The organism is Veillonella ratti (assembly GCF_003992115.1).
GTDB lineage: Bacteria > Bacillota > Negativicutes > Veillonellales > Veillonellaceae > Veillonella_A > Veillonella_A ratti.
The window spans coordinates 1-21,390 of sequence record NZ_RQUX01000022.1; the positions used below are offsets into that span (position 1 = coordinate 1).

A 21,390-nucleotide genomic window follows, 5' to 3' on the forward strand; every position below is an offset into this window, starting at 1 on the left:
TGATTAATGTGGATATAATATATAACATTTAATCATCTTTTTGGGAATTAAAACTGAATATAGAAACACGATAAGTATTGGATAATTTTTTACTTACACTACATGGGGACGATTAGGTTAGTGTTAATTGAAAGGGGAACAATCATATGAGTAAAAAATCCAGAGCGCTGTTAGTTGTGTCATTACTTACAAGCTCGGTGCTATATCCGGGCTTAGGTGTATTGGCGGCAGATTTAACTGATGATCAGCAGGCCGTGTATGATGCGGTGATAGCAGAGTTTAATAGTCGCTTCTCTGACTTGGAAAGTAGAACTGATGCGTTGGTAAGAGAAACCGCAAATATTCCGACATTTAATGAGAGTGATAGAGGGATATCTATAGGGGAAGGGGCAGTTGCAACAGAAGTATCTAATATTGCCATTGGATATAAAGCAAATGCCGGAACAGAATATTCTTCCCATATTGCCATTGGTTCCTTATCTGAAGCATTAGGTGGACAAAGTATTGCTATAGGAAATGGAGCGCGAGCAAATACAGGGTTTACTATTGCTATCGGTCATAATGCGGATGTAGCCAGAGACGATGGTGAAAGTAGTGACTCTATTGGTATCGGTACTAATCTAGTTAACCGCGGTATGCGTACCATTTTAATTGGTGGGGAAAATGGTAGCCAGAGTGAGCCTATTACTTCGAATTTTGCTATTGGTATAGGTTATCATGCTATACCGGGAGATACGGGTGTTGCTATTGGTGAATGGTCCAGTTCCGGGCTATGGGGGAACTCCATGGGTGCCGGTGCCAATGCAAAAGGCGAAAAATCATTGGCATTAGGTTTTCAGGCTCATGCCTCAGATGAAGGAGATATTTCTTTGGGGCATCAGGCCTATTCTGCGAATACAGGTGCGATTTCATTAGGCCATAAGGCGTTTGCTATTGGAGAAAACACAGTGGCCATAGGGCGTCAATCTTATGCAGTTAATAAGAGCGAAATAGTTGAATCCTATTTGAGTGATGAACATATTTATCCGCAGGACGGTGTCGTATCGGTAGGGAATGCTGATTATCAATTGGGTGATGAACTTATTTCGGAACGACATCGCCGTATTACTAACATGGCCGGTGGCGTTGATGATTATGATGCGGCCAATATTAAACAGCTGAAAGCGTTGAAACGTGAGATTGATGATGTAGATAAAAAAGTTACTGCCGGTGGCAGTTCAACTAAATATGTGTCGTTTAATTCTTCTGAAGAAGGCAATAAAGCAAATGATGGTGCTACCGGTGGCAACTCTATGGCTGTCGGGCCGAATGCAAAGGCTACCGGTGATGGTTCTACTGCTGTCGGCTGGAATGCTGAAGCTACCGGTATCGGACACAGTGCGGCCTATGGGGCTAACGCGAAAGCAGTGGGACAAGGTTCGCTTGCCGTAGGTCCCGGGGCAGAGGCATATGGAAAATCAGGCCTCGCCATTGGCAATGGTGCAATAAGTAATACGGAAACTTTGGATGAGTCCTCCATTGCTATCGGTGATAGAGTGGAAGCTAAAGGTGATGGTTCTATTGGTATGGGTATTAAGAGTATCGCATCAGGCAAACGTAGCATAGCTATGGGGATTCAAACACAGGCTACCGGTAATTATTCAATGGCCATAGGTGGTTATTCAAATGCGAGTGGTGCAGATTCAATTGCATTAGGTCATAATGCTGTTGCTGCCACTAGCTCTTCCGTAGCAATTGGGGCTAAGAGTGTGGCAGATAGGGGTTATGATACCTACGGTTATACAGTAGATCATGCGACGTTTACAAGTGATGCTGAGTTACTTACGTATTTAGGCAAAATTGATGAATACAATGCGACTGTAGATGCTATTGCAGCGAATAAAAAAGATTATAAAGAAAAAGATGCTGCTTGGAGAGCTGATAGGAATAATGATGAATTAAGAGTAGCGGCTGAACAAGCAAATGCGAAGTTAGTTGCGAGCCAACAAGCGCTATTAAAACTTACGGCTGCGTATAAATCGTATTTCGGTGCAGTATCGGTAGGTACGGATTTTGCTACGCGTCAAATTATAAATGTTGCGGCAGGCACAGAAGATACAGATGCCGTTAACGTGGCACAGTTGAAAGCGCTTAATGTTAAAGTTGATGATAACTCAGTTAAATATTTTTCAGTCAAACCTACGTATTATGATGACAATACTGAATTGGTAGAGGAAACTGTAAATGCTGATAATCAGGGCGCTACAGGCAGAAGTTCCATGGCTATTGGTGCCGGTGCAACGACGAATGCGTCTAATAGTTTAGCTATTGGTCATAAAGCGACTATTTCAGATGATAGTGCTAATGGGCAAATGGCAATTGGGTATAAGGCAACTGCTTCCGGTCAAGAATCAGTAGCACTAGGTTCCGCTGCCAGCGCGGAGGGTGTTTCAGTAGCTATCGGTGGTTCGGCAAAGTCTACTTCATTGGGTGTTGCTGTCGGTTATAACGCTAAGAGCAATGGCTCCGGTGGTATTTCTGTCGGTAATAATGCGGAATCTAGTTTTAGGACCGTAGCTGTTGGTGTCGGGGCACAAGGTAACAGTGAAAGTTCGGTAGCTGTAGGTAGTGAAGCGGCTACTTTTGCTAATTCTTCAGTGGCAACCGGCTCTAAGTCTGCTGTATATGGTAGTGGATCTATTGCTATTGGGACAGAAGCGGTTGTAAAAAGTACAGTAATCACGCCTGATGAATATAATGCCTTGTCGGATGATGAAAAGGCTGGGTATGTAGGTGCTGCTTTTGAAACAGACAAATTTGGTGAAAAAACTCCAACACAGTATATGAAAATTGAAAATGGCGATGCTTTCTATAATGGTATGGCTATTGGACCTAAGGCGAGTGCTACTTATGAAGGGGCAGTTGCCATCGGTCGTAATGTTACTGCAAATGGTGGTGTTGCTATTGGTCAAAATTCATCATCAACTTCAGAACATAGCGTAGCTATTGGTTTAGGTTCGGTTGCAGGAGATTCTTTGCAGGCTGATGTGGCTATTGGTAATGTAGCTAAAGCTGCCGGCTATAGTGTTGCTATCGGTAATGGAGCCAGTGCTTTTATGGAACCTGATCCAGAATATGGAGAAGGCGGTTTGGCTGTTGCCATTGGTAGTGGTGCTGTTGTGTCAGGACAAGGTGGTGTAGCCGTTGGTCAAGGATCGAAGGCGGTATTCCAATCTAATGCGATGGGGTCACTCGCCAAAGCTACAGCACGTGGTGCGGTTGCTATCGGTGATACCACGGAAGCAACCGGTCAAGGCACCGTGGCAATTGGTAATAGAGCCGAGGCAGATAGTACAGGGGGCATTGCTATAGGTACTTATACTAAAGGTTTAGGTTACGGTACTATTGGTATTGGTATCTCTGCAGAAGCTACCGGTAATTGGAGTATGGCAATGGGGCAAAGTTCTGTGGCCAGTGCCAAGAAGAGTACGGCTTTAGGTAGTTATTCTACAGCATCCGGTGGAGCCTCTATGGCATTAGGTTACGACTCTGCATCTTCAGGTGGTGCTTCTACGGCATTGGGATATAAATCAGTGGCTAAAGCAAATAATGGTGTGGCTTTAGGATCTTATTCTATAGCAGATAGAGGTAGTAAAGTAGAAGGTTATAACATTGATGGGTTAACTTTTGCATCCGATGCAGAAATGGCAGCGTACTTAGGTAAGGCAGAAGCTTATCAAGCTGCAAATGCAGATTTTGAAGCAAAATTAGCTGTTTATAATAATAAAAAAGCAGCTTTAGAAGCAGATCCAAATAATGAACAACTTAAGAACGAATTTGCAGAAGCTGAAGCGGCTACCCAAGCCAGCTTTGAGGCACGTAATGCGATTGTAGCTGCGTATCGTTCAACTTTAGGTGCTATTTCGGTAGGTAGTGATGTTGATACTCGTCAGATTACCAATGTGGCGGCCGGCAGTGAAGATACTGATGCCGTTAACGTGGCTCAATTAAAAGCTCTTAACACTAAAGTTGATACCAATAAGATTGAATATGTATCGATTAACTCTTCTGAAGAAGGTAATAAGCTGAATGATGGGGCAGTAGCAAAGGACACGATTGCTATTGGACCTAATGTTAAGACAACTGTTGAAGCTGGTGTGGCTATCGGGCGCAACATTGATTCTAAGGGCGGCGTTGCTGTCGGTGAAGAAGCATATTCAAGCTCAAGGCATAGTGTAGCTATTGGTTATGGCGCTGTTGCCGGCGATGATTTGCAAGCTGATGTGGCTATAGGTGATGGGGCAAAAGCCAGGGAATATAGTGTGGCTATCGGGAATGGTGCCGATGCATTTATGGATCCTGACCCTAAAAGCAATGCTAGTGGATTAGCCGTTGCTATTGGTAGCGGTGCTAAGGTAAAAGGTCAAGGTAGTGTGGCCATAGGTAGCGGGTCTCTGGCCGAATTTTCATCGAGTGCTATGGGGATTGATGCTAAAGCAAATGGCCGTAATGCAGTTTCAATTGGTGACAGGTCAAATGCTACAGGAGATAGCACTGTGGCCATCGGTACTGAAGCTAAAACGGATAGCGTATACGGTGTTGCCATTGGGCCTACCGCTAAAGGACTAGGGTTTGGTAGTGTTGGTATTGGCGGCGGAGCAGAAGCTACCGCTAATTGGAGCATGGCAATGGGGCAAACAGCTGTTGTCAGTGCCCAGTTAGGCACGGCTTTAGGTCATTTCAGTAATGTTTCGTCGAAAAATTCTACTGCAATCGGTTCTTATGCTCGTGTTACAGGTGGTACAGATGCCACCGCGGTAGGTTATAAAGCTCAAACAACGGCAGGTAGTTCAGTCGCCTTGGGGGCAAATTCTCTAGCTGATAGAGCCGGTGGAGTCTATGGATATACAGTTGACGGCGTTACACTTTCAACAGCTACTGAAGTTGCCGCCTATTTAGGAAAAACAGATGAATATCAAGCGGCAAATGAGGATTTCAATGCAAAATTAGCTGTATTTAATGAGAAAAAAGCCGCTTTAGAGAATGATCCTAATAATGCACAGTTGAAAGCTGAGCTTAATGAAGCAGGTGCAGCAACGCAAGCAAGTTTTGATGCACGTAATGCGATTGTTTCTGCATATCGTTCCGGTTCAGGTGCTGTATCTGTTGGTTCTTTAGGAAATACTCGTCAGATTATTAATGTGGCGGCAGGTAGTGAAGATACTGATGCAGTTAACGTGGCACAACTTAAAAAGGTTAAAGAAAACGTCAATAAAGGCTGGACTTTAGGCGTTTCCAGACTGCCGGGTGCCGTGACTAATGAGTCTGAGGCAAAAGGTGAAGCAACTACTATTACACCGGGCGGCGAAGTCGTACTTCGTGCTGAACGAGGTATAAAACTTAATCAAGATGGCAAGTTTGTCGATATCGGACTTAAATTTATTGATATGGATCTTGGCGGTAATCCAACTGATGCGGATGCTAAAGCTTCTGGCGGTGCTAGCTTAGCAGTGGGGCAACATAGTATTGCCGATGGACATCAAAGTACAGCGATTGGCTGGTTTACACATGCCGGTGCAAACGCTTTTGCCGGTGGTACGAGTGCAGATGCTTCAGGGGATTATTCTATAGCGATTGGTTCAAATGCGAAAGCAACGGCTACCGGTGCTGTGGCTATCGGTAGTGGTAAACGAATTGATGAAAATAATCCAGCGTCAGATTATAGAAAAGTGGATAGCGAGTGGGGGATAGCAGTAGGTGACGAAGCTGCTGTTGATAATCAATCGAAGGCAGCAACGGCTACTGGATATCGCTCAGAAGTAAGTACTTCTGAATGGGGCAGTGCTTATGGAGCAACCTCAAAGGTAACAGGTTCAAAATTAGGAACTTCCATAGGTGCTAGTGCTAAGGTTGAATCATCCGAAAATGGTACTGCAGTAGGTGCATTTGCTAAGGTAATTGGTTCTCAAAGTGGTGTGGCTATGGGTGTTAGTTCAGGTGTTTCAAACTCCGTATATGGTACTGCAATAGGGCCATCTGCTAAAGTCACAAATTCTCATTCCGGTATATCTATCGGTTCTATGGCTAACGTTAATGGAGCGCCTTATGGTATGGCTGTAGGTATTAACAGTTCCGTTACCAATCAAGGTGGCGTAGCTTTGGGCTATGGTGCTGTTGTTTCTGAACTGTCAGGGGTTGCCTTAGGTCTTGGTGCAGTAGCTAATCGAAATGCTGAATTTTATGGTTATTCGCCTGATGGTATTACTTTTACCGATGACGCCTCTATCGCGGCCTACTTAGGGAAAACGGCTGAATTTGAACAGGCAAATCAAGATTATGTTGAAAAAGTTAGAGTTTATCAGGAAAAATTAGCGGCTTATCAGCAAAATCCGACAGATTCCGAGGCAATAAGAGCGGTTCAAGAGGCCGGCAATAACATGACTGCAAGTTTCAATAAACGGACTAGTATTATTGCAGCATATAAACCTAGTTACGGTGCCGTTTCGGTAGGTGGTTCAGGTGCAACTCGTCAGATTATAAATGTAGCAGCCGGTACCGAAGACTCTGATGCAGTTAACTTGGCTCAACTTAAAACTGTGGAAACAATTGCTAAGGCTCATACGGAGCTCACTCTGGATGGTAAATCTGCTAAAGCCGGAGCTGATGGTGCCTTAGGCGAATACATCGGTGAAAACAACCTCACTATGGCCGTGAAAGACGTTAACGGTCAGAAGGTTTACGACCTTAAATTGAAGAATGAAGTTGTCATCGGTCAACCTGGTAAGGACGGCAAAGACGGTACACCTGGTAGCATTGGTTTAGTTGGTCCTCAAGGTCCTGCCGGTGAAGATGGGCAGCCAGGCAAAAATGCTTACGGCGAAATCTCCGTTAAGAACGGTGTCGATGGTGTCGACGGCAAGCACGGTAAAGACGGCATTACTCGTATCGTTTATGAAGATGAAAGAGGCGAAGAACATACCGTAGCTACGCTAGAAGATGGCTTGAAGTTTGCCGGTGATACAGAAAATGTAACTATCGCTAAGAAACTTAATGAAACATTAGATATTAAGGGCGGCATTAGTGATACAAGCTTGTTAACAGATAACAACATCGGTGTGGTAGCGAAAGCTGACGGCGGCTTAACTGTTAAATTGTCTAAGGATCTTAGCTTATCTGATGGTAGTGTAGCCTTTGCCGAAACGGCGAAAGATAAAGATGGTAATGCTCTTGTAAAAGGTGAAGATGGTAACTGGTACACCGATTTAACCGATGCGGTTTATGATGCAGACTCGCAGACTTACACCAAGGATGGCGAAACATTACAAGCTGCACCTAATCCTGTAATTGGTACAGTTAAGTTGAGCTCCACGGGTTTAGACAATGGCAATCAACGTATTGTTAACGTGGCAACTGGGATTGATGGCACTGACGCAGTCAATGTTGACCAACTCGACGCAGCTATTTCTAAAGTATCTTCAGACGTTGGTGGTGCTCACACTGAACTTACTCTCGACGGTAAATCTGCCAAAGCCGGCGCTGACGGTGCCTTAGGCGATTACATTGGTGAAAACAACCTCACCATGGCTGTTAAAGACGTTAACGGTCAGAAGGTTTACGATCTCAAATTGAAGAATGAAGTTGTTATCGGCCAACCTGGTAAGGATGGCAAAGACGGTACACCTGGTAGCATCGGCTTAGTAGGCCCACAAGGTCCTGCCGGTGAAGATGGCCAACCGGGCAAGAATGCTTATGGCGAAATCTCTGTGAAGAACGGTGTCGATGGTGTTGATGGCAAGCATGGTAAAGACGGCATTACTCGTATCGTTTATGAAGATGAAAGAGGCGAAGAACATACCGTAGCTACGCTAGAAGATGGCTTGAAGTTTGCCGGTGATACAGAAAATGTAACTATCGCTAAGAAACTTAATGAAACATTAGATATTAAGGGCGGCATTAGTGATACAGACTTGTTAACAGATAATAACATCGGTGTTGTAGCGAAAGCAGATGGTGGCTTAACCGTTAAATTAGCTAAGAACCTTAACTTGGCTGATGGTAGTGTACGCATTGGTGGAACTACAACTGAAGATGGCACTCTTACCGGTGGTATCTATATTGCTAGCCAGAAAGATGTTCCAACAACTAAGGATGGTAAGACCGAAGATGGTTTATTCATTACCGGCCTCACCAATACGAAGTGGAATCCTGATGCTAATGGTATTGTAAGCGGTCGAGCTGCAACTGAAGATCAGTTGAATGCGGCTATCTCTAAAGTATCTGAAGCTGTTGGTGGTGCTCATACTGAACTTACTCTTGATGGTAAAGAGGCAACAGCCGGTGCTGATGGCGCCTTAGGCGAATACATTGGTGAAAACAATCTCACCATGGCTGTTAAAGACGTTAACGGACAGAAAGTTTACGATCTCAAATTGAAGAATGAAGTTGTTATCGGTCAACCTGGTAAGGACGGCAAAGACGGTACACCTGGTAGCATCGGTTTAGTTGGTCCTCAAGGTCCTGCCGGTGAAGATGGGCAGCCGGGTAAAAATGCTTACGGCGAAATCTCCGTTAAGAACGGTGTCGATGGTGTCGACGGCAAGCACGGTAAAGACGGCATCACTCGTATCGTCTATGAAGATGAAAACGGAGAAGAACATACGGTAGCTACTCTGGAAGACGGCTTGAAGTTCGCCGGTGATACGGAAAATGTAACCATCGCTAAGAAGCTCAATGAAACCTTAGACATTAAAGGTGGCATCAGCGATACGAGCCTGCTGACAGACAATAACATCGGTGTTGTTGCTCAAGATAAAGGCGGCTTGACCGTGAAGCTGGCCAAGAACCTCAACCTGTCTGACGGCAGCGTAGCCTTTGCAGAAACTGCGAAAGATAAAGATGGAAACGCTCTCGTGAAAGGTGAAGACGGCAACTGGTACACGGATTTGACGGATGCCGTATATGATGCAGCTACGCAGACTTACACCAAGGACGGTGCAGCTTTTACGGCTGTCGAAAGTCCGGTCGTGGGAGCGGTGAAGTTAAGCTCGACCGGTCTCGACAACGGTAATCAGCGGATTGTTAATGTAGCAGCCGGTATTAACGGCATGGATGCGGTCAATGTTGACCAACTCGACGCAGCTATTTCTAAAGTATCTTCAGACGTTGGCGGTGCTCACACCGAGCTTATGCTCGACGGTAAATCCGCCAATGCCGGCGCTGATGGCGCTTTAGGCGAATACATTGGCGAAAACAACCTGACCATGGCTGTTAAAGATGTTAACGGTCAGAAGGTTTACGACCTCAAATTGAAGAATGAAGTTGTCATCGGTCAACCTGGTAAGGACGGCAAAGATGGTACACCTGGTAGCATCGGCTTAGTAGGCCCACAAGGTCCTGCCGGTGAAGATGGCCAACCGGGCAAGAATGCTTATGGCGAAATCTCTGTGAAGAACGGTGTCGATGGTGTTGATGGCAAGCATGGTAAAGAGGGCATTACTCGTATCGTTTATGAAGATGAAAATGGTGAAGAACACACTGTTGCCACTTTGGAAGACGGCTTGAAGTTTGCCGGTGATACAAAAGATGTAACCATTGCTAAGAAACTCAATGAAACCTTAACGGTAACAGGTGGCATCAGTGATACAGACTTGTTAACAGATAATAACATCGGTGTTGTAGCGAAAGCAGATGGTGGCTTAACCGTTAAATTAGCTAAGAACCTTAACTTGAATGACGGTAGTATTCGCATTGGTGGAACGACTGCTGAAGATGGCACTCTTACCGGTGGTATCTACATCGCTAACCAGAAAGGTGTTCCAACAACTAAGGATGGTAAGACCGAAGATGGTTTATTCATTACCGGCCTCACCAATACGAAGTGGAATCTTGATGCTAATGGTATCGTAAGCGGTCGAGCTGCAACTGAAGATCAGTTGAATGCAGCTATTTCTAAAGTATCCTCAGACGTTGGCGGTGCTCATACTGAACTTACCCTCGACGGTAAATCCGCCAAAGCCGGTGCTGATGGTGCCTTAGGCGATTACATCGGTGAAAACAACCTCACCATGGCTGTTAAAGACGTTAACGGTCAGAAGGTATACGACCTCAAATTGAAGAATGAAGTTGTCATCGGTCAACCTGGTAAGGACGGTAAAGACGGTACGCCTGGTAGCATTGGCTTAGTTGGTCCACAAGGCCCTGCCGGTGAAGATGGACAACCGGGTAAAAATGCATACGCCGAAATCTCTGTGAAGAACGGCGTTGACGGTGTTGATGGCAAGCATGGTAAAGACGGTATCACTCGTATCGTTTATGAAGATGAAAACGGTGAAGAACGCGTTGTTGCTACGATGGATGACGGTTTGAAGTTTGCCGGTGATACAGAAAATGTAACTATCGCTAAGAAATTGAACGAAACCTTAACCGTAACAGGTGGTATCAGCGATGCAAGTCTACTTACAGACAACAACATTGGTGTTGTTGCTGAAGATAAAGGTGGCTTAACCGTTAAATTGGCTAAGAATCTTAACTTGGCTGATGGTAGTGTAGCCTTTGCCGAAACGGCGAAAGATAAAGATGGTAATGCTCTTGTAAAAGGTGAAGATGGTAACTGGTACACTGATTTAACCGATGCGGTTTATGATGCAGATTCGCAGACTTACACTAAGGATGGCGAAACATTACAAGCTGCACCTAATCCTGTAATTGGTACAGTTAAGTTGAGCTCCACGGGTTTAGACAATGGCAATCAACGTATCGTTAACGTGGCAACTGGGATTGATGGCACTGACGCAGTCAATGTTGACCAACTCGACGCAGCTATTTCTAAAGTATCCTCAGACGTTGGCGGGGCCCATACTGAACTCACTCTCGACGGTAAATCCGCCAAAGCTGGTGCTGATGGTGCCTTAGGCGAATACATCGGTGAAAACAACCTCACCATGGCTGTTAAAGACGTTAACGGACATAAAGTTTATGACCTCAAATTGAAGAATGAAGTTGTTATCGGCCAACCTGGCAAGGACGGTAAAGACGGTACGCCTGGTAGCATTGGCTTAGTTGGTCCACAAGGCCCTGCCGGTGAAGATGGACAACCGGGTAAAAATGCATACGCCGAAATCTCCGTGAAGAACGGCGTTGACGGTGTCGACGGCAAGCATGGCAAAGACGGTATCACTCGTATCGTTTATGAAGATGAAAGAGGCGAAGAACATACCGTAGCTACGCTGGAAGACGGCTTGAAATTTGCCGGTGATACAGAAAATGTAACTATCGCTAAGAAACTTAACGAAACCTTAGAAGTTAAAGGTGGCATTAACGATGAAGGCTTGCTCACGGATAACAACATCGGTGTCGTAGCTAAAGCTGATGGTGGCTTAACTGTTAAATTAGCGAAGAACCTTAACTTGAATGACGGTAGTATTCGCATTGGTGGAACGACTGCTGAAGATGGCACTCTTACCGGTGGTATCTACATCGCTAATCAGAAAGGTGTTCCAACAACTAAGGATGGTAAGACCGAAGATGGTTTATTCATTACGGGTTTAGCCAATACCGATTGGAATCCGGACGAAAATGGCATTGTTGAAAAACGGGCGGCTACTGAAAAACAACTGAAAGCAGTTGCCGATTCTTCTGCAAGATTGGATGCAGCTAACTTGTCAGAGGATAATGTAAATAACTGGAAGACTAAGTTGGGCATTACCGACACACTCCTTGGTGAAGCAGGTGCTTGGAAGTTAACCGTAAATGGTGGCAACGAACGGGCCATTAAGAAAGACTCTGTGATTAACTTCGTTAACGGCGAAAAGGTTCAGATTACCCAAGATAATAATGACATCAAGGTAGGTCTAGACTCTAAATTCGTAGAGCAAGTTACCAATAATACGAAGAATATCACTAATTTGGATAATCGTGTAACTAAAGTTGAAGGCGATGTAACTAATGTTAAGAAAGACATTACTAAGATTAACAATGACATCACCAATATCAACAAGGATATCACAAATATTAACACTAAGATTGAAACAATCGAGGGTAAAGCGGGCGTAGCCAATGTAGTCGGTGATACCGAAACCGGTGTTAAGGTTGAAAAAGTCGATGATAATGATGCAACAAAAGGTGTCAAAGTCAGCCTCGATGAAACAATTAAAGTTGGTGGTATTACTATCGATGGTAAGGCTCCGAGTGAAGGTGAAACCGCAAGCCGTACGATTACCGGTTTAACAAACACCAAGTGGGATGTTGATAAGGTTGTAGACGACCGTGCAGCTACGGAAGGTCAATTGAAAGATTTTGCCAGCACTATTGCTGATTCTGTTGGCGCTACTAAGATTAACGGTGACGATAATATCAACGCTGTTAAAGTGGAAGGCAAAAACGAATACAACTTATCCTTAAACGATGACTTGAAGGTTGGTAACAGCATTGCCGTTAATAACATGACGTACATTTCCAAAGATGGCATCAATGCTAATGATAAGGAAATTAAGAATGTGAAAGCTGTTGAGCTTACAGCGGAAGGAACCAGTGCCGCTACAACCGGTCAGGTTTACACGGTTCGTCAAGAAATGGCAACCGCAATCGGTGGCGTAGCTACAGCCGTTCAGAACAATGCGCGTCAAATCTCCAAATTGGACTCGAAAGTCAATAAATCCGGTGCCGGTGCCGCCGCCTTGGCAGCCTTACATCCACTGGATTACGATCCTGATAACAAATGGAACTTCACGGCCGGTATGGGTACTTACCACGGTTCTAACGCCGTAGCTTTAGGTGCCTTCTATCGTCCGAATGAAAACACATTGTTCAGTATCGGCGGCTCTATGGGCAATGGGGAAAACATGATGAACGTCGGCGTCAGCATGAAGTTCGGTAACTCCAATCCGTATGCGGGCATGAGCAAAGGCCGTTTGATTGAGTATGTTGAAAAACAGACCAGTGAAATCGACGATTTGAAAGCGCAGAACGAAAGCCAAAACGAACGTATTCAAAAACTGGAAGAATTGGTTCAGTCCTTAATGGCTGCCCGATAGTTCAAAGAAGTTAGTTTCTAAAAACTTGGGAATGTGTAAGTAGTTAAAAGATGTTAAGCGTACAAGTGCTTAAAAGATGTTAAGTGTACAGGTGCTTAATAGATGTTAGGTGTACAAGTAGTTAAGCTTTTTGCAATAGGCAAAGCAAAGTAGTTGGCAGTACCTTTAATGTAAGGGTGTATATAGCAGTACATATCCGTATTTGATGATGGGGGAGGAGGTGAATCGGGGAAACCAAAGTAAGGGGTTTCTGCAAATGTAGATTTAGTTAACAGTGGCAGTCATTGGCTGCAGGGGACACTGGTTGACTTTAAAATCTGCAATAATAACTATTCTTCTCAAACAAATGAGGCTGTATCTAAAATGTGGGTAAATCTACATTTTGATACAGCCTCATTGTTTTTTAGTTTTTTCAAAAAAGAAATCACCGGAAGGACGCAACCCATGATAAAACATGGCACTCTTCATATTAAGGCAGCAAATGCGATTTTCTGCTGTCGGTGATTTCAATTTAATTGTATCACACAACTCTAAAATAATTTAGTCGATTAAGGGAATCATGTTTTTCCCTTGTTCCGTTGAGTATTTTAAAGCAATACTATATAATTAACTAGATAGAGATTTTTAACATAAGTTGTGAAGGAGACAATATGCGATTACGTAGAAAACCTTGGATTGACGAGGCTATTCATGAATACGATTCCCACGTGATTTTAGAAAACCACGCGGAACACAAAGGCAAATGGCGAGAGATGTTTGAAGACCCGACCAAACCTTTGTACTTTGAACTGGGCACCGGTAAGGGCCGCTTCATTGCAGGCATGGCAGAAGCCCATCCGGAAGCTAATTTCGTAGGTTTTGAAGTACAGCTCGGCGTTTTATATTACGCGGCTCAGAAGATTTTTGAACGCAATTTGCCAAATGCCAAAGTATCTTTATTTGATATTGCCGGTATCGAAGAGGTAGTAGAACCGGGCGAAATCGATCGCTTTTACATCAACTTCTGCGATCCATGGCCAAAAGCACGTCATGCGAAACGTCGTTTAACATATCGCACGTTTTTAGACAGATATGCTCGTTTGTTAAAACCACAGGGCGAAATTCATTTCAAAACAGACAATGAAGGACTCTTTTTGTTCTCCTTGGAAGAATTTAAAGAATGCGGCTGGACGTTAAAAAATGTGACTTACGATTTACACAGCACGGATACGCCGAATGTAATGACTGAATACGAAGAAAAATTTAGCAAAAAAGGACAGCCGATTTTCCGCCTGGAAGCAATTAAACCTGAGGAGGCGTAATTATGGCGCAAAAGGTTAAAAAATTACCTTCGTTCAGTTTGAAAACGCTCTTCCGCAATGATGCCCAGGCCATTATGGTCATGGTAGGCATTTGGATTATTATCGGGAGTCTCAATATCTATAGTGCGACCTCGGTGGATTTAGTGCGTCAAGATTCGTTCTTTTCCAGCAATATCGTAAAACATATCATATATTTAACGTTCGGTTTATTTTTAGGGCGAGGCGTGTATAGGCTGGATTATCGAAGGCTGAAAGACGAAAAGTTCTTAAATATAATTTCGTTGGTTCTTATCGTTTTATTGGTAGCCGTTTTTGCGGGGGTACAAGTTAACGGTGCGTATCGCTGGATTTCCCTGCCTTTTGGCGTATCGATACAGCCGTCGGAATTTGCTAAATTAGGTGGCATTATTTGGACCTGTAAATATATTGAAGACTGGCGCAAGCGCTATCCTCATGTAGAGCTTTTAGAAAAACATGATTTATACGGACGACGTTTTACACCGCCGTTTACCTATCGGCCAACCAAAGCACTCTGGGCTCCGATAGCATTTGCCGGTCTTACGCTGGTAGAACCGGATACAGGGACGGCCATGTTAATTTTGGCATTCCCCTTACTGTTGATGATAATCGGCAAAATGAGTCGTACCTCTTTGACCCAACTAAAATATCTCGGGTTCATGGGGATAATTGGTTTTATTATTTTGATTTGGGTTTCCGATTATCGGCGTGACCGCATTCTAGCATGGTGGGACCCTTGGGGGCATTCGTTGACCAAGAGTTTCCAAAGCGTACAAAGTCTTGTGGCCATCGGATCCGGCGGGATTTTTGGCCAAGGCCTTGGTGAGGGGACGGCTAAATACTTCTATTTACCGGAAGCTCATACCGACTTTGCCTTTGCCGTTTGGGCTCAAGAAACAGGTATATTGGGTGCGCTTTTTTTAGCGATTGTCATATTTCTGTTTGTCGTTTACGGTTTGCGTGTGGCGGCGGACGCTCGTGATTTATTTGGAAAACTATTAGCTATCGGCATTACTTGCCTCATTGGGGGGCAGGCCTTTTTCAATATGCTAATGGTTTGTGGCGTTTTGCCGGTTACCGGTGTACCATTGCCATTTGTTTCTTATGGCGGTTCCTCGTTATTGATGAACATTTTTGCGGTGTCTATTTTGCTTAGCATTTCACGCAGCAATGAGCTCGCTAATCGCCAGATTGGTGCACAAGGTGTGGCACCATCCCTTCGAGAAGAGACGCGTAGTCGTTTCAGACCATCTTCCGTGGGGACTAAGTAGAGCCGTGTGTTATTTATAGTGTCTTAGCATTGTAGTGCTGTAGTGCTGTAGTGTTGTAGCATTATAGTGTTATAGTGTTATAGAGTTTTTGTTTTATAGTGTTTTTGTTTTAAAAAAGGATTTCAGAAAGGATTTAGAGGCATGAAAGACTTTATTGACGTATCTGAACGGCCGTCAAATGCGGCCATGTTGCCGTTGAGTTTCCAGCATTTATTCGCTATGTTCGGGGCTACCGTGTTGGTACCGTACTTGTTAAAAGCGGATCCGGCAACGGCGTTATTTATGAACGGGATTGGTACCATTTTGTACTTATTTATTTGTAAAGGGAAAATCCCTTCCTATTTGGGCTCCAGTTTCGCGTTTATCGCGCCGGTATTATCCGTTATGGCGGCCGGCATGTCCTATGAAGCGGCACAAGGCGGTTTTATTGCTTTCGGTTTAGCTTTTATCGTGTTATCCTTCATTGTTCGTGCCGTTGGTATCGGTTGGATTGACTTGTTATTCCCACCGGCAGCCATGGGGGCAATCATCGCTGTTATCGGCTTGGAACTTGGTCCGGTAGCTATGGGCATGGCCGGCATCGTTGGTGACAGCTGGCAAACCTTGGGCATGACCCATACGCAAGTTGTGACGATTTCCATGTTTTCCTTGATTGTAACTATCTTGGGCACCGTTATTTTCCGTGGCTTCTTTGCGGTAATTCCTGTATTAATAGGCGTTGTGTCCGGTTATGTATTGGCAGCCATCATGGGCGTGGTCGATTTTTCAAAAGTATCCGAAGCGGCTTGGTTCTCCTTGCCTCATATGACCACACCGGTTTTTAATATTAACGCTATTTTGATGATTATGCCGGCCTTGTTCGTTGTATTTGCGGAACATGTAGGCCATTTGGTGGTAACCAGTAACATCGTAGGTCGCGACCTCATGAAAGATCCGGGTTTGGAACGCTCTTTATTGGGCGATGGTATTGCCAACATTCTGTCCGGTTTCTTTGGTGCTACACCAAATACGACCTATGGTGAAAACATCGGTGTTTTGGCTATCACTCGTGTATTTAGCGTGTATGTTATCGGTGGGGCGGCTGTGTTAGCGATTATCTTCTCCTTTATCGGTAAAATCGCCGCTTTAATCCATGCTATTCCGGTACCGGTTATGGGTGGTGTAAGTATCTTGTTGTTCGGTATTATCGCAGCATCCGGCTTGCGTATGCTCGTTGAACGTAAAGTAGATTATACACGTCCTGATAATTTGATTTTAACGTCCATTGTTATGATTACCGGTCTCAGCGGCGCTCAAGTGACACTTGGCCCGGTTGTTCTTCAAGGCATGGGCCTCGCTACCGTAGTAGCTGTTATTTTAAGCCTCTGCTTCGCCATTCTTCGTAAAACAGGTATCGGCAATAAACAGCTTAAACATGACTAAGTTGAGGTTGTGTTTTGATTGAGCCGTGTATACGGTACGGCTAAGTTGTAACTAGATTATAGCTAGATTATGACTTAGCCTGTATTTGACAGTGTATAATCAGCACTGATATAATAATTGGGTAACCTTGACGGCTCTTGTCGTTATGATTCATGATTATATTGAAAAAAGAGGTTATCCCAATATGCGCCTATAGCTCAGGGGATAGAGCATCGGTCTCCGGAACCGAGAGCGCAGGTTCGAATCCTGCTAGGCGCACCAGATAAATAAAGGCTTCTCGAATTTTCGAGAGGCCTTTTTTTATCTACAGCGGGGCGTATTTTGAAATCAATGATAGATAAGGGGGCAGATTGTACAGATCGGTGGAAGTCGCAATATACGATATGAATTAAGAAGAAAATAAGGCTAAAAAATGTATTTACATTTTTTATATTTTTATATATCTTTAAGATAAGATGAAAAATGAATGTATGTAAGGGATAGATTGTTACATAGTTTTTTTATCTTGGCGATGAGTGTTACGTTTATTTAGGGAGGGTATTATGAGGGTAAAAGTCGGTGTTGTGTTTGTGATGATGTTTATGATGAGTATTTTTACAGTATTTGGTTATAATAAAAGTAATCCTGGACCTCTTGTCAGTAATGCACTGAAAACAATCTTTGCCGATTATGGCAGGCAGAATTTTATTGAGTTACCAACGAAAGATCCAAATAATCAAATATTTGCTACGGTAAATGGTGATAATACTTTTTTTAGAGTTTTACTAAAACCGAATACGGATGGAGAATCTGGAGTTATAAAAAGTGATGATCAGGCGATGTATTCATACTCTCATGGAGTTTTCTTTGTTGACTATGCAAAAGAAACTGTAAAAGTCATTGTTTATATATCTACTATTGTTCCGAGTATTGATTACTATGTGACGGCTCCCTCTCATGAAATAATCGTGTCACTTGAAGGTGTTGATGATAGAGACATTAATTCAGAGCCACAAGAAGTGACGAAAGATATGCAACTATATGAAGTATTAATGACTATCCAAAGCAATTATGACAAGGGTTTGATAACAAATCGATCTTCGGAATAAATAGTTTGATTTTTATTTTGGATACAGTTTCATTGAGAAAAGGGGGTTTTTATGAGAAAAGTTATTGTATTTCTGGCAATGTTACTGATTGTTACCATATTGACGGCCTGTGCGGGCCAGTCGAGCACGGCTAAAGAGGCTGTAAATTCGAATGTCAAAGAGGAGACGAGTGTTGTGAAAACTCAACAAGCTACACCAAACGTAACGAATCGTAAATTAACAATGACCGTCGAAGGCCAAGAGATTTCTATTGTTCTCTATGATACCCCAACGGCCAATGCCCTCTACGAAACACTTCCTATGAAGCTGAGTTTTTCAGATTATAACGGCACGGAGAAAATTGCCTATCCGCCTGAAAAATTACCGACCAAAGGGGAACCGGATGCAACGGATCCCGATGTAGGCGACTTATGCTACTTCGCGCCATGGGGCAATTTATGCATTTTTTATAAAGATTTTGGCCATTCACCGGGACTAATTAAATTAGGACGTGTAGAGTCCGGAATGGAGATTCTCTCAGGCTTGAAAGGCGACTTCACGGCTACGATTGAGAAGGTGGAATAATGCAGGAAATTGCATTGGCATGGCATTGGGCTAAAGGTGTAGCCTCGCCTATTGTAGGGGCGACTAAGAGTGCCTATTTAGATGATGCAGTGGCGGCCCTTGACGTAAACCTGACAGACGAAGATATAGTCTTTTTGGAAGAACCATATATTCCGCATCGCATAGTGGGGGCTATTGATCATAATCCGCCACAGGGCGTAATGCTGCTGGATGAGAAGAAATAAAGAAAATCATAGGTTAACTCCTTTTTATTCAATCTCAAAAAATTCCAAAATCTCATCCAATGAAACGGGGAAGAAGTGATTGGCGTCGACGCCTACGTCGTAGCGTCGAATGCCTTCCACTCGATTTCGTTCGTTATACTCGCCCGTTGAGTGAATGTGACCGTGTAGCATCATGCTGCCGTGACGATAGCGATTCCACGCCAAAATGGGATAGTGCATCAAGGCGATAGGGACTTTTTTATCAGTCAAATATTTATAATCACACATCTCTTTAAAAATTTTGGCATCATATTTCTTATACTTATCATGATTGCCTATGAGGAGCGTCTTTTTACCATTCAGACGACTCAGTAACGAATTGGCCTCCTGAGGCTCTAGTTTTTGTGTTAAATCCCCTAAGAGATACACCGTATCTTTTTTAGAAACAAGGCTGTTGTAATTGGCGATGAGTGTTTCGTTCATTTCTTCAACCGTGTCGAATGGACGATTTCTGTTTTTAATAACTTTTGGATAGCCTAGGTGCAGATCGCTGGTGAAATAAATCATGGTCGTTACTCCTGTCTTGGGGTATAATCTAGATAAGAATAGAGAATATATCGTAAGTTTAGGCATGGTATTGGACATACCGGGTATACGTTTAAAACATCAGAGGTTGTGCGAATAGAAAGGGATATGCATGGGAATTCTATTGCTCATAATTACCGGCCTCATTTATGGTTTGGTAGGAACGGTTATTTTGCACTTTATCAATAATATTTTTGCGCTTTTTGGCGAACCGACCATATTGGAACAGCCGTTTATTTTAGACTTTTTGCAAAAATACAATTTACCGACACACAGCTTTGCCATATCTTGCACTTGGGTGGCACTTTTCTTTTTAGTCGCCATCATCTTGTTCCAATTACCGCCGGTACAAGGCTTGTTTTTAAAAGCTAAAAATATCAGCAAACCGGAAGGTGATTTGAAAAACTATTTAGATGCCTGTTGGCAAGATGTGTGTAATCGCGCCGGCGTTGATGCGGGGCGCTATCGGCTGTATGTACAGCACAGCAATCAGATTAATGCCTTTGCCTTAGGCCATGATCGGGTCGTTGTGTTGATAGGATTGATTAATGAAATGAACTCGGCTGAACTTAAGGGGATTCTGGCGCATGAGCTCAGCCATTTGATTCATCGCGATACCACTTACGGTATGACGTCGGTGGCCATGCTCAATGTGTATAACGCTATCATAATTGCCTTTGAATTAATCGTTTGGATGATTACGATGGTGTATAATATACTTCGCTATATTCCGTTTATCAATATATTGGCAGTTATCTTCATGGCCTTTATCCTATTCATACGATTTATTGTACGAATCTTGCATAGTATCGCCAATTTCGGCTATGTGCTGTTGGCGCCGTTCGGCTCACGTGTTGCCGAATATCGTGCCGATCGTTTTGCTCATGAGTTGGGACTCGGGCAAGAACTCGCGTCGGCGTTGGCAAAACTGACGCGCTACGGTGATACGGAAGGTTTCATCAATCAATTGGTAAGTGACCATCTGCCGCTTCGTAAACGGGTGGCTAAATTATATGAGTTGTCACAGCAGGAATAATTGATTATAGGATTTAAAATGAAAGAAATTTATATTTTATAAATGTATCATTCATCTGCAGTACTTTTTTTGCTATAATTAAATTATACAGTAATATCTACTTTTGATATAGCATTGTGTGGGATATATGCAAGTATTAAGAGTATAGGGATTTGTTGGTAAGATAGGGATAAGGAGTGTTACTATGATGAGTTTTTTATTTTGGGTTCTTCTGATTTTTCTTGTTTACTATTTTATTACAAGATACAATCGGTTACAGGGTTTAAACCAAGAAATTAAAGAAGCAAGGTCTAATATTAAAGTAGTGGTAGAACGTAAAGTAGCGATTGTTAATCAGTTTGCCGATTTAGTTAACAGTTATGGTAGCTATGAAAAACTAATTCAACTTAAGGTTTCTGATAATTATACTGAAATGGCTCGTGCTACATCTGAAGCTGTTACTTCGATTAAGGCATTAGCGAATACATATCCTGAATTAAAGTCCAGTACTCATTATTCGCAATTCTTAGAAAATATTAGTCAAAATGAGCAGATCTTAACTGAAAAGCGTGAAACTTACAACTATGTGGTTAAAGGTTACAATAGCCAGATAGCACAAATTCCAATGGTATTTGTTGCCTCTGCGTTAGGTTTCAAAGAAGCCCCGTATTTTGATCCTAATAATGAAATTGGGATTGATTCTTTTAGTGGTGCAAATACTGAAGCTATTAAAGAATTAGCGATTAAGGGCACAGAAGTTTTAAAAGATAAAACAGAACAAATAAAAGATAAAATCAATAAATAATACTTAAATAAAAAAAGATGTATAAAATGTATAAGTGATTTACCTTTTATGCATCTTTTTTGTTGTTTAAGCAAAAATAAAAATGCCGGATTACCTGCTTGGTGCAAA

At 43.1% G+C, this 21,390-nt stretch carries 10 protein-coding genes and 1 tRNA gene; 10 read left to right on the forward strand and 1 reads right to left on the reverse strand.

The annotated features are described in order from the left end of the window. Window positions 1-146: 146 nt before the first annotated feature. From EO124_RS08785 to EO124_RS08820, 8 genes are all read left to right on the forward strand, one after another. The gene (locus EO124_RS08785) at window positions 147-13,010 is read left to right on the forward strand and encodes a YadA-like family protein (RefSeq protein WP_127059216.1); all 12,864 of its coding nucleotides are present in this window, start codon (window positions 147-149) and stop codon (window positions 13,008-13,010) included. Window positions 13,011-13,660: 650 nt separating this feature from the next. Beyond that, window positions 13,661-14,311 (forward strand): tRNA (guanosine(46)-N7)-methyltransferase TrmB, encoded by a 651-nt coding sequence (gene trmB / locus EO124_RS08790; RefSeq protein WP_127059217.1) that lies wholly within the window; start codon window positions 13,661-13,663, stop codon window positions 14,309-14,311. A 2-nt stretch (window positions 14,312-14,313) separates the two neighbouring features. Beyond that, a complete protein-coding gene (locus tag EO124_RS08795) occupies window positions 14,314-15,600 on the forward strand; it encodes an FtsW/RodA/SpoVE family cell cycle protein (RefSeq protein WP_127059218.1) in 1,287 nt (428 codons plus the stop codon). Between the two features lie 141 nt (window positions 15,601-15,741). Then, the gene (gene uraA, locus EO124_RS08800; protein ID WP_127059219.1) at window positions 15,742-17,022 is read left to right on the forward strand and encodes a uracil permease; all 1,281 of its coding nucleotides are present in this window, start codon (window positions 15,742-15,744) and stop codon (window positions 17,020-17,022) included. A gap of 186 nt (window positions 17,023-17,208) precedes the next feature. Further along, window positions 17,209-17,283: transfer RNA gene (locus tag EO124_RS08805), tRNA-Arg, on the forward strand. 281 nt (window positions 17,284-17,564) lie between these two features. Further along, window positions 17,565-18,110 (forward strand): hypothetical protein, encoded by a 546-nt coding sequence (locus tag EO124_RS08810; protein ID WP_127059220.1) that lies wholly within the window; start codon window positions 17,565-17,567, stop codon window positions 18,108-18,110. A gap of 51 nt (window positions 18,111-18,161) precedes the next feature. Continuing rightward, on the forward strand, window positions 18,162-18,674 hold the full coding sequence (locus EO124_RS08815) for a cyclophilin-like fold protein (protein WP_127059221.1): 513 nt from the start codon (window positions 18,162-18,164) through the stop codon (window positions 18,672-18,674). After that, window positions 18,674-18,898, forward strand: coding sequence for an aldo/keto reductase (locus EO124_RS08820; protein WP_127059222.1), 225 nt, complete (start codon window positions 18,674-18,676; stop codon window positions 18,896-18,898). Before EO124_RS08815 ends, EO124_RS08820 begins: the two co-directional genes overlap by 1 nt. Window positions 18,899-18,922: 24 nt before the next feature. Here the strand turns inward: EO124_RS08820 and EO124_RS08825 are convergent, their stop codons facing one another. Then, the gene (locus EO124_RS08825; protein ID WP_127059223.1) at window positions 18,923-19,444 is read right to left on the reverse strand and encodes a metallophosphoesterase; all 522 of its coding nucleotides are present in this window, start codon (window positions 19,442-19,444) and stop codon (window positions 18,923-18,925) included. A gap of 130 nt (window positions 19,445-19,574) precedes the next feature. Between EO124_RS08825 and EO124_RS08830 the strand changes: the two genes are divergently transcribed. Continuing rightward, entirely contained in the window at window positions 19,575-20,498 is a 924-nt protein-coding gene (locus tag EO124_RS08830; RefSeq protein WP_127059224.1) for a M48 family metalloprotease, read from the forward strand. A 184-nt stretch (window positions 20,499-20,682) separates the two neighbouring features. Further along, window positions 20,683-21,282 (forward strand): LemA family protein, encoded by a 600-nt coding sequence (locus tag EO124_RS08835; protein WP_127059225.1) that lies wholly within the window; start codon window positions 20,683-20,685, stop codon window positions 21,280-21,282. Window positions 21,283-21,390 lie beyond the last annotated feature (108 nt).

Coding starts and splice junctions, on each gene's coding strand:
- EO124_RS08785 (WP_127059216.1), top strand. CDS start 147: ATGAGTAAAAAATCCAGAGCGCTGTTAGTTGTGTCATTACTTACAAGC.
- trmB (WP_127059217.1), top strand. CDS start 13,661: ATGCGATTACGTAGAAAACCTTGGATTGACGAGGCTATTCATGAATAC.
- EO124_RS08795 (WP_127059218.1), top strand. CDS start 14,314: ATGGCGCAAAAGGTTAAAAAATTACCTTCGTTCAGTTTGAAAACGCTC.
- uraA (WP_127059219.1), top strand. CDS start 15,742: ATGAAAGACTTTATTGACGTATCTGAACGGCCGTCAAATGCGGCCATG.
- EO124_RS08810 (WP_127059220.1), top strand. CDS start 17,565: ATGAGGGTAAAAGTCGGTGTTGTGTTTGTGATGATGTTTATGATGAGT.
- EO124_RS08815 (WP_127059221.1), top strand. CDS start 18,162: ATGAGAAAAGTTATTGTATTTCTGGCAATGTTACTGATTGTTACCATA.
- EO124_RS08820 (WP_127059222.1), top strand. CDS start 18,674: ATGCAGGAAATTGCATTGGCATGGCATTGGGCTAAAGGTGTAGCCTCG.
- EO124_RS08825 (WP_127059223.1), bottom strand. CDS start 19,444: ATGATTTATTTCACCAGCGATCTGCACCTAGGCTATCCAAAAGTTATT.
- EO124_RS08830 (WP_127059224.1), top strand. CDS start 19,575: ATGGGAATTCTATTGCTCATAATTACCGGCCTCATTTATGGTTTGGTA.
- EO124_RS08835 (WP_127059225.1), top strand. CDS start 20,683: ATGATGAGTTTTTTATTTTGGGTTCTTCTGATTTTTCTTGTTTACTAT.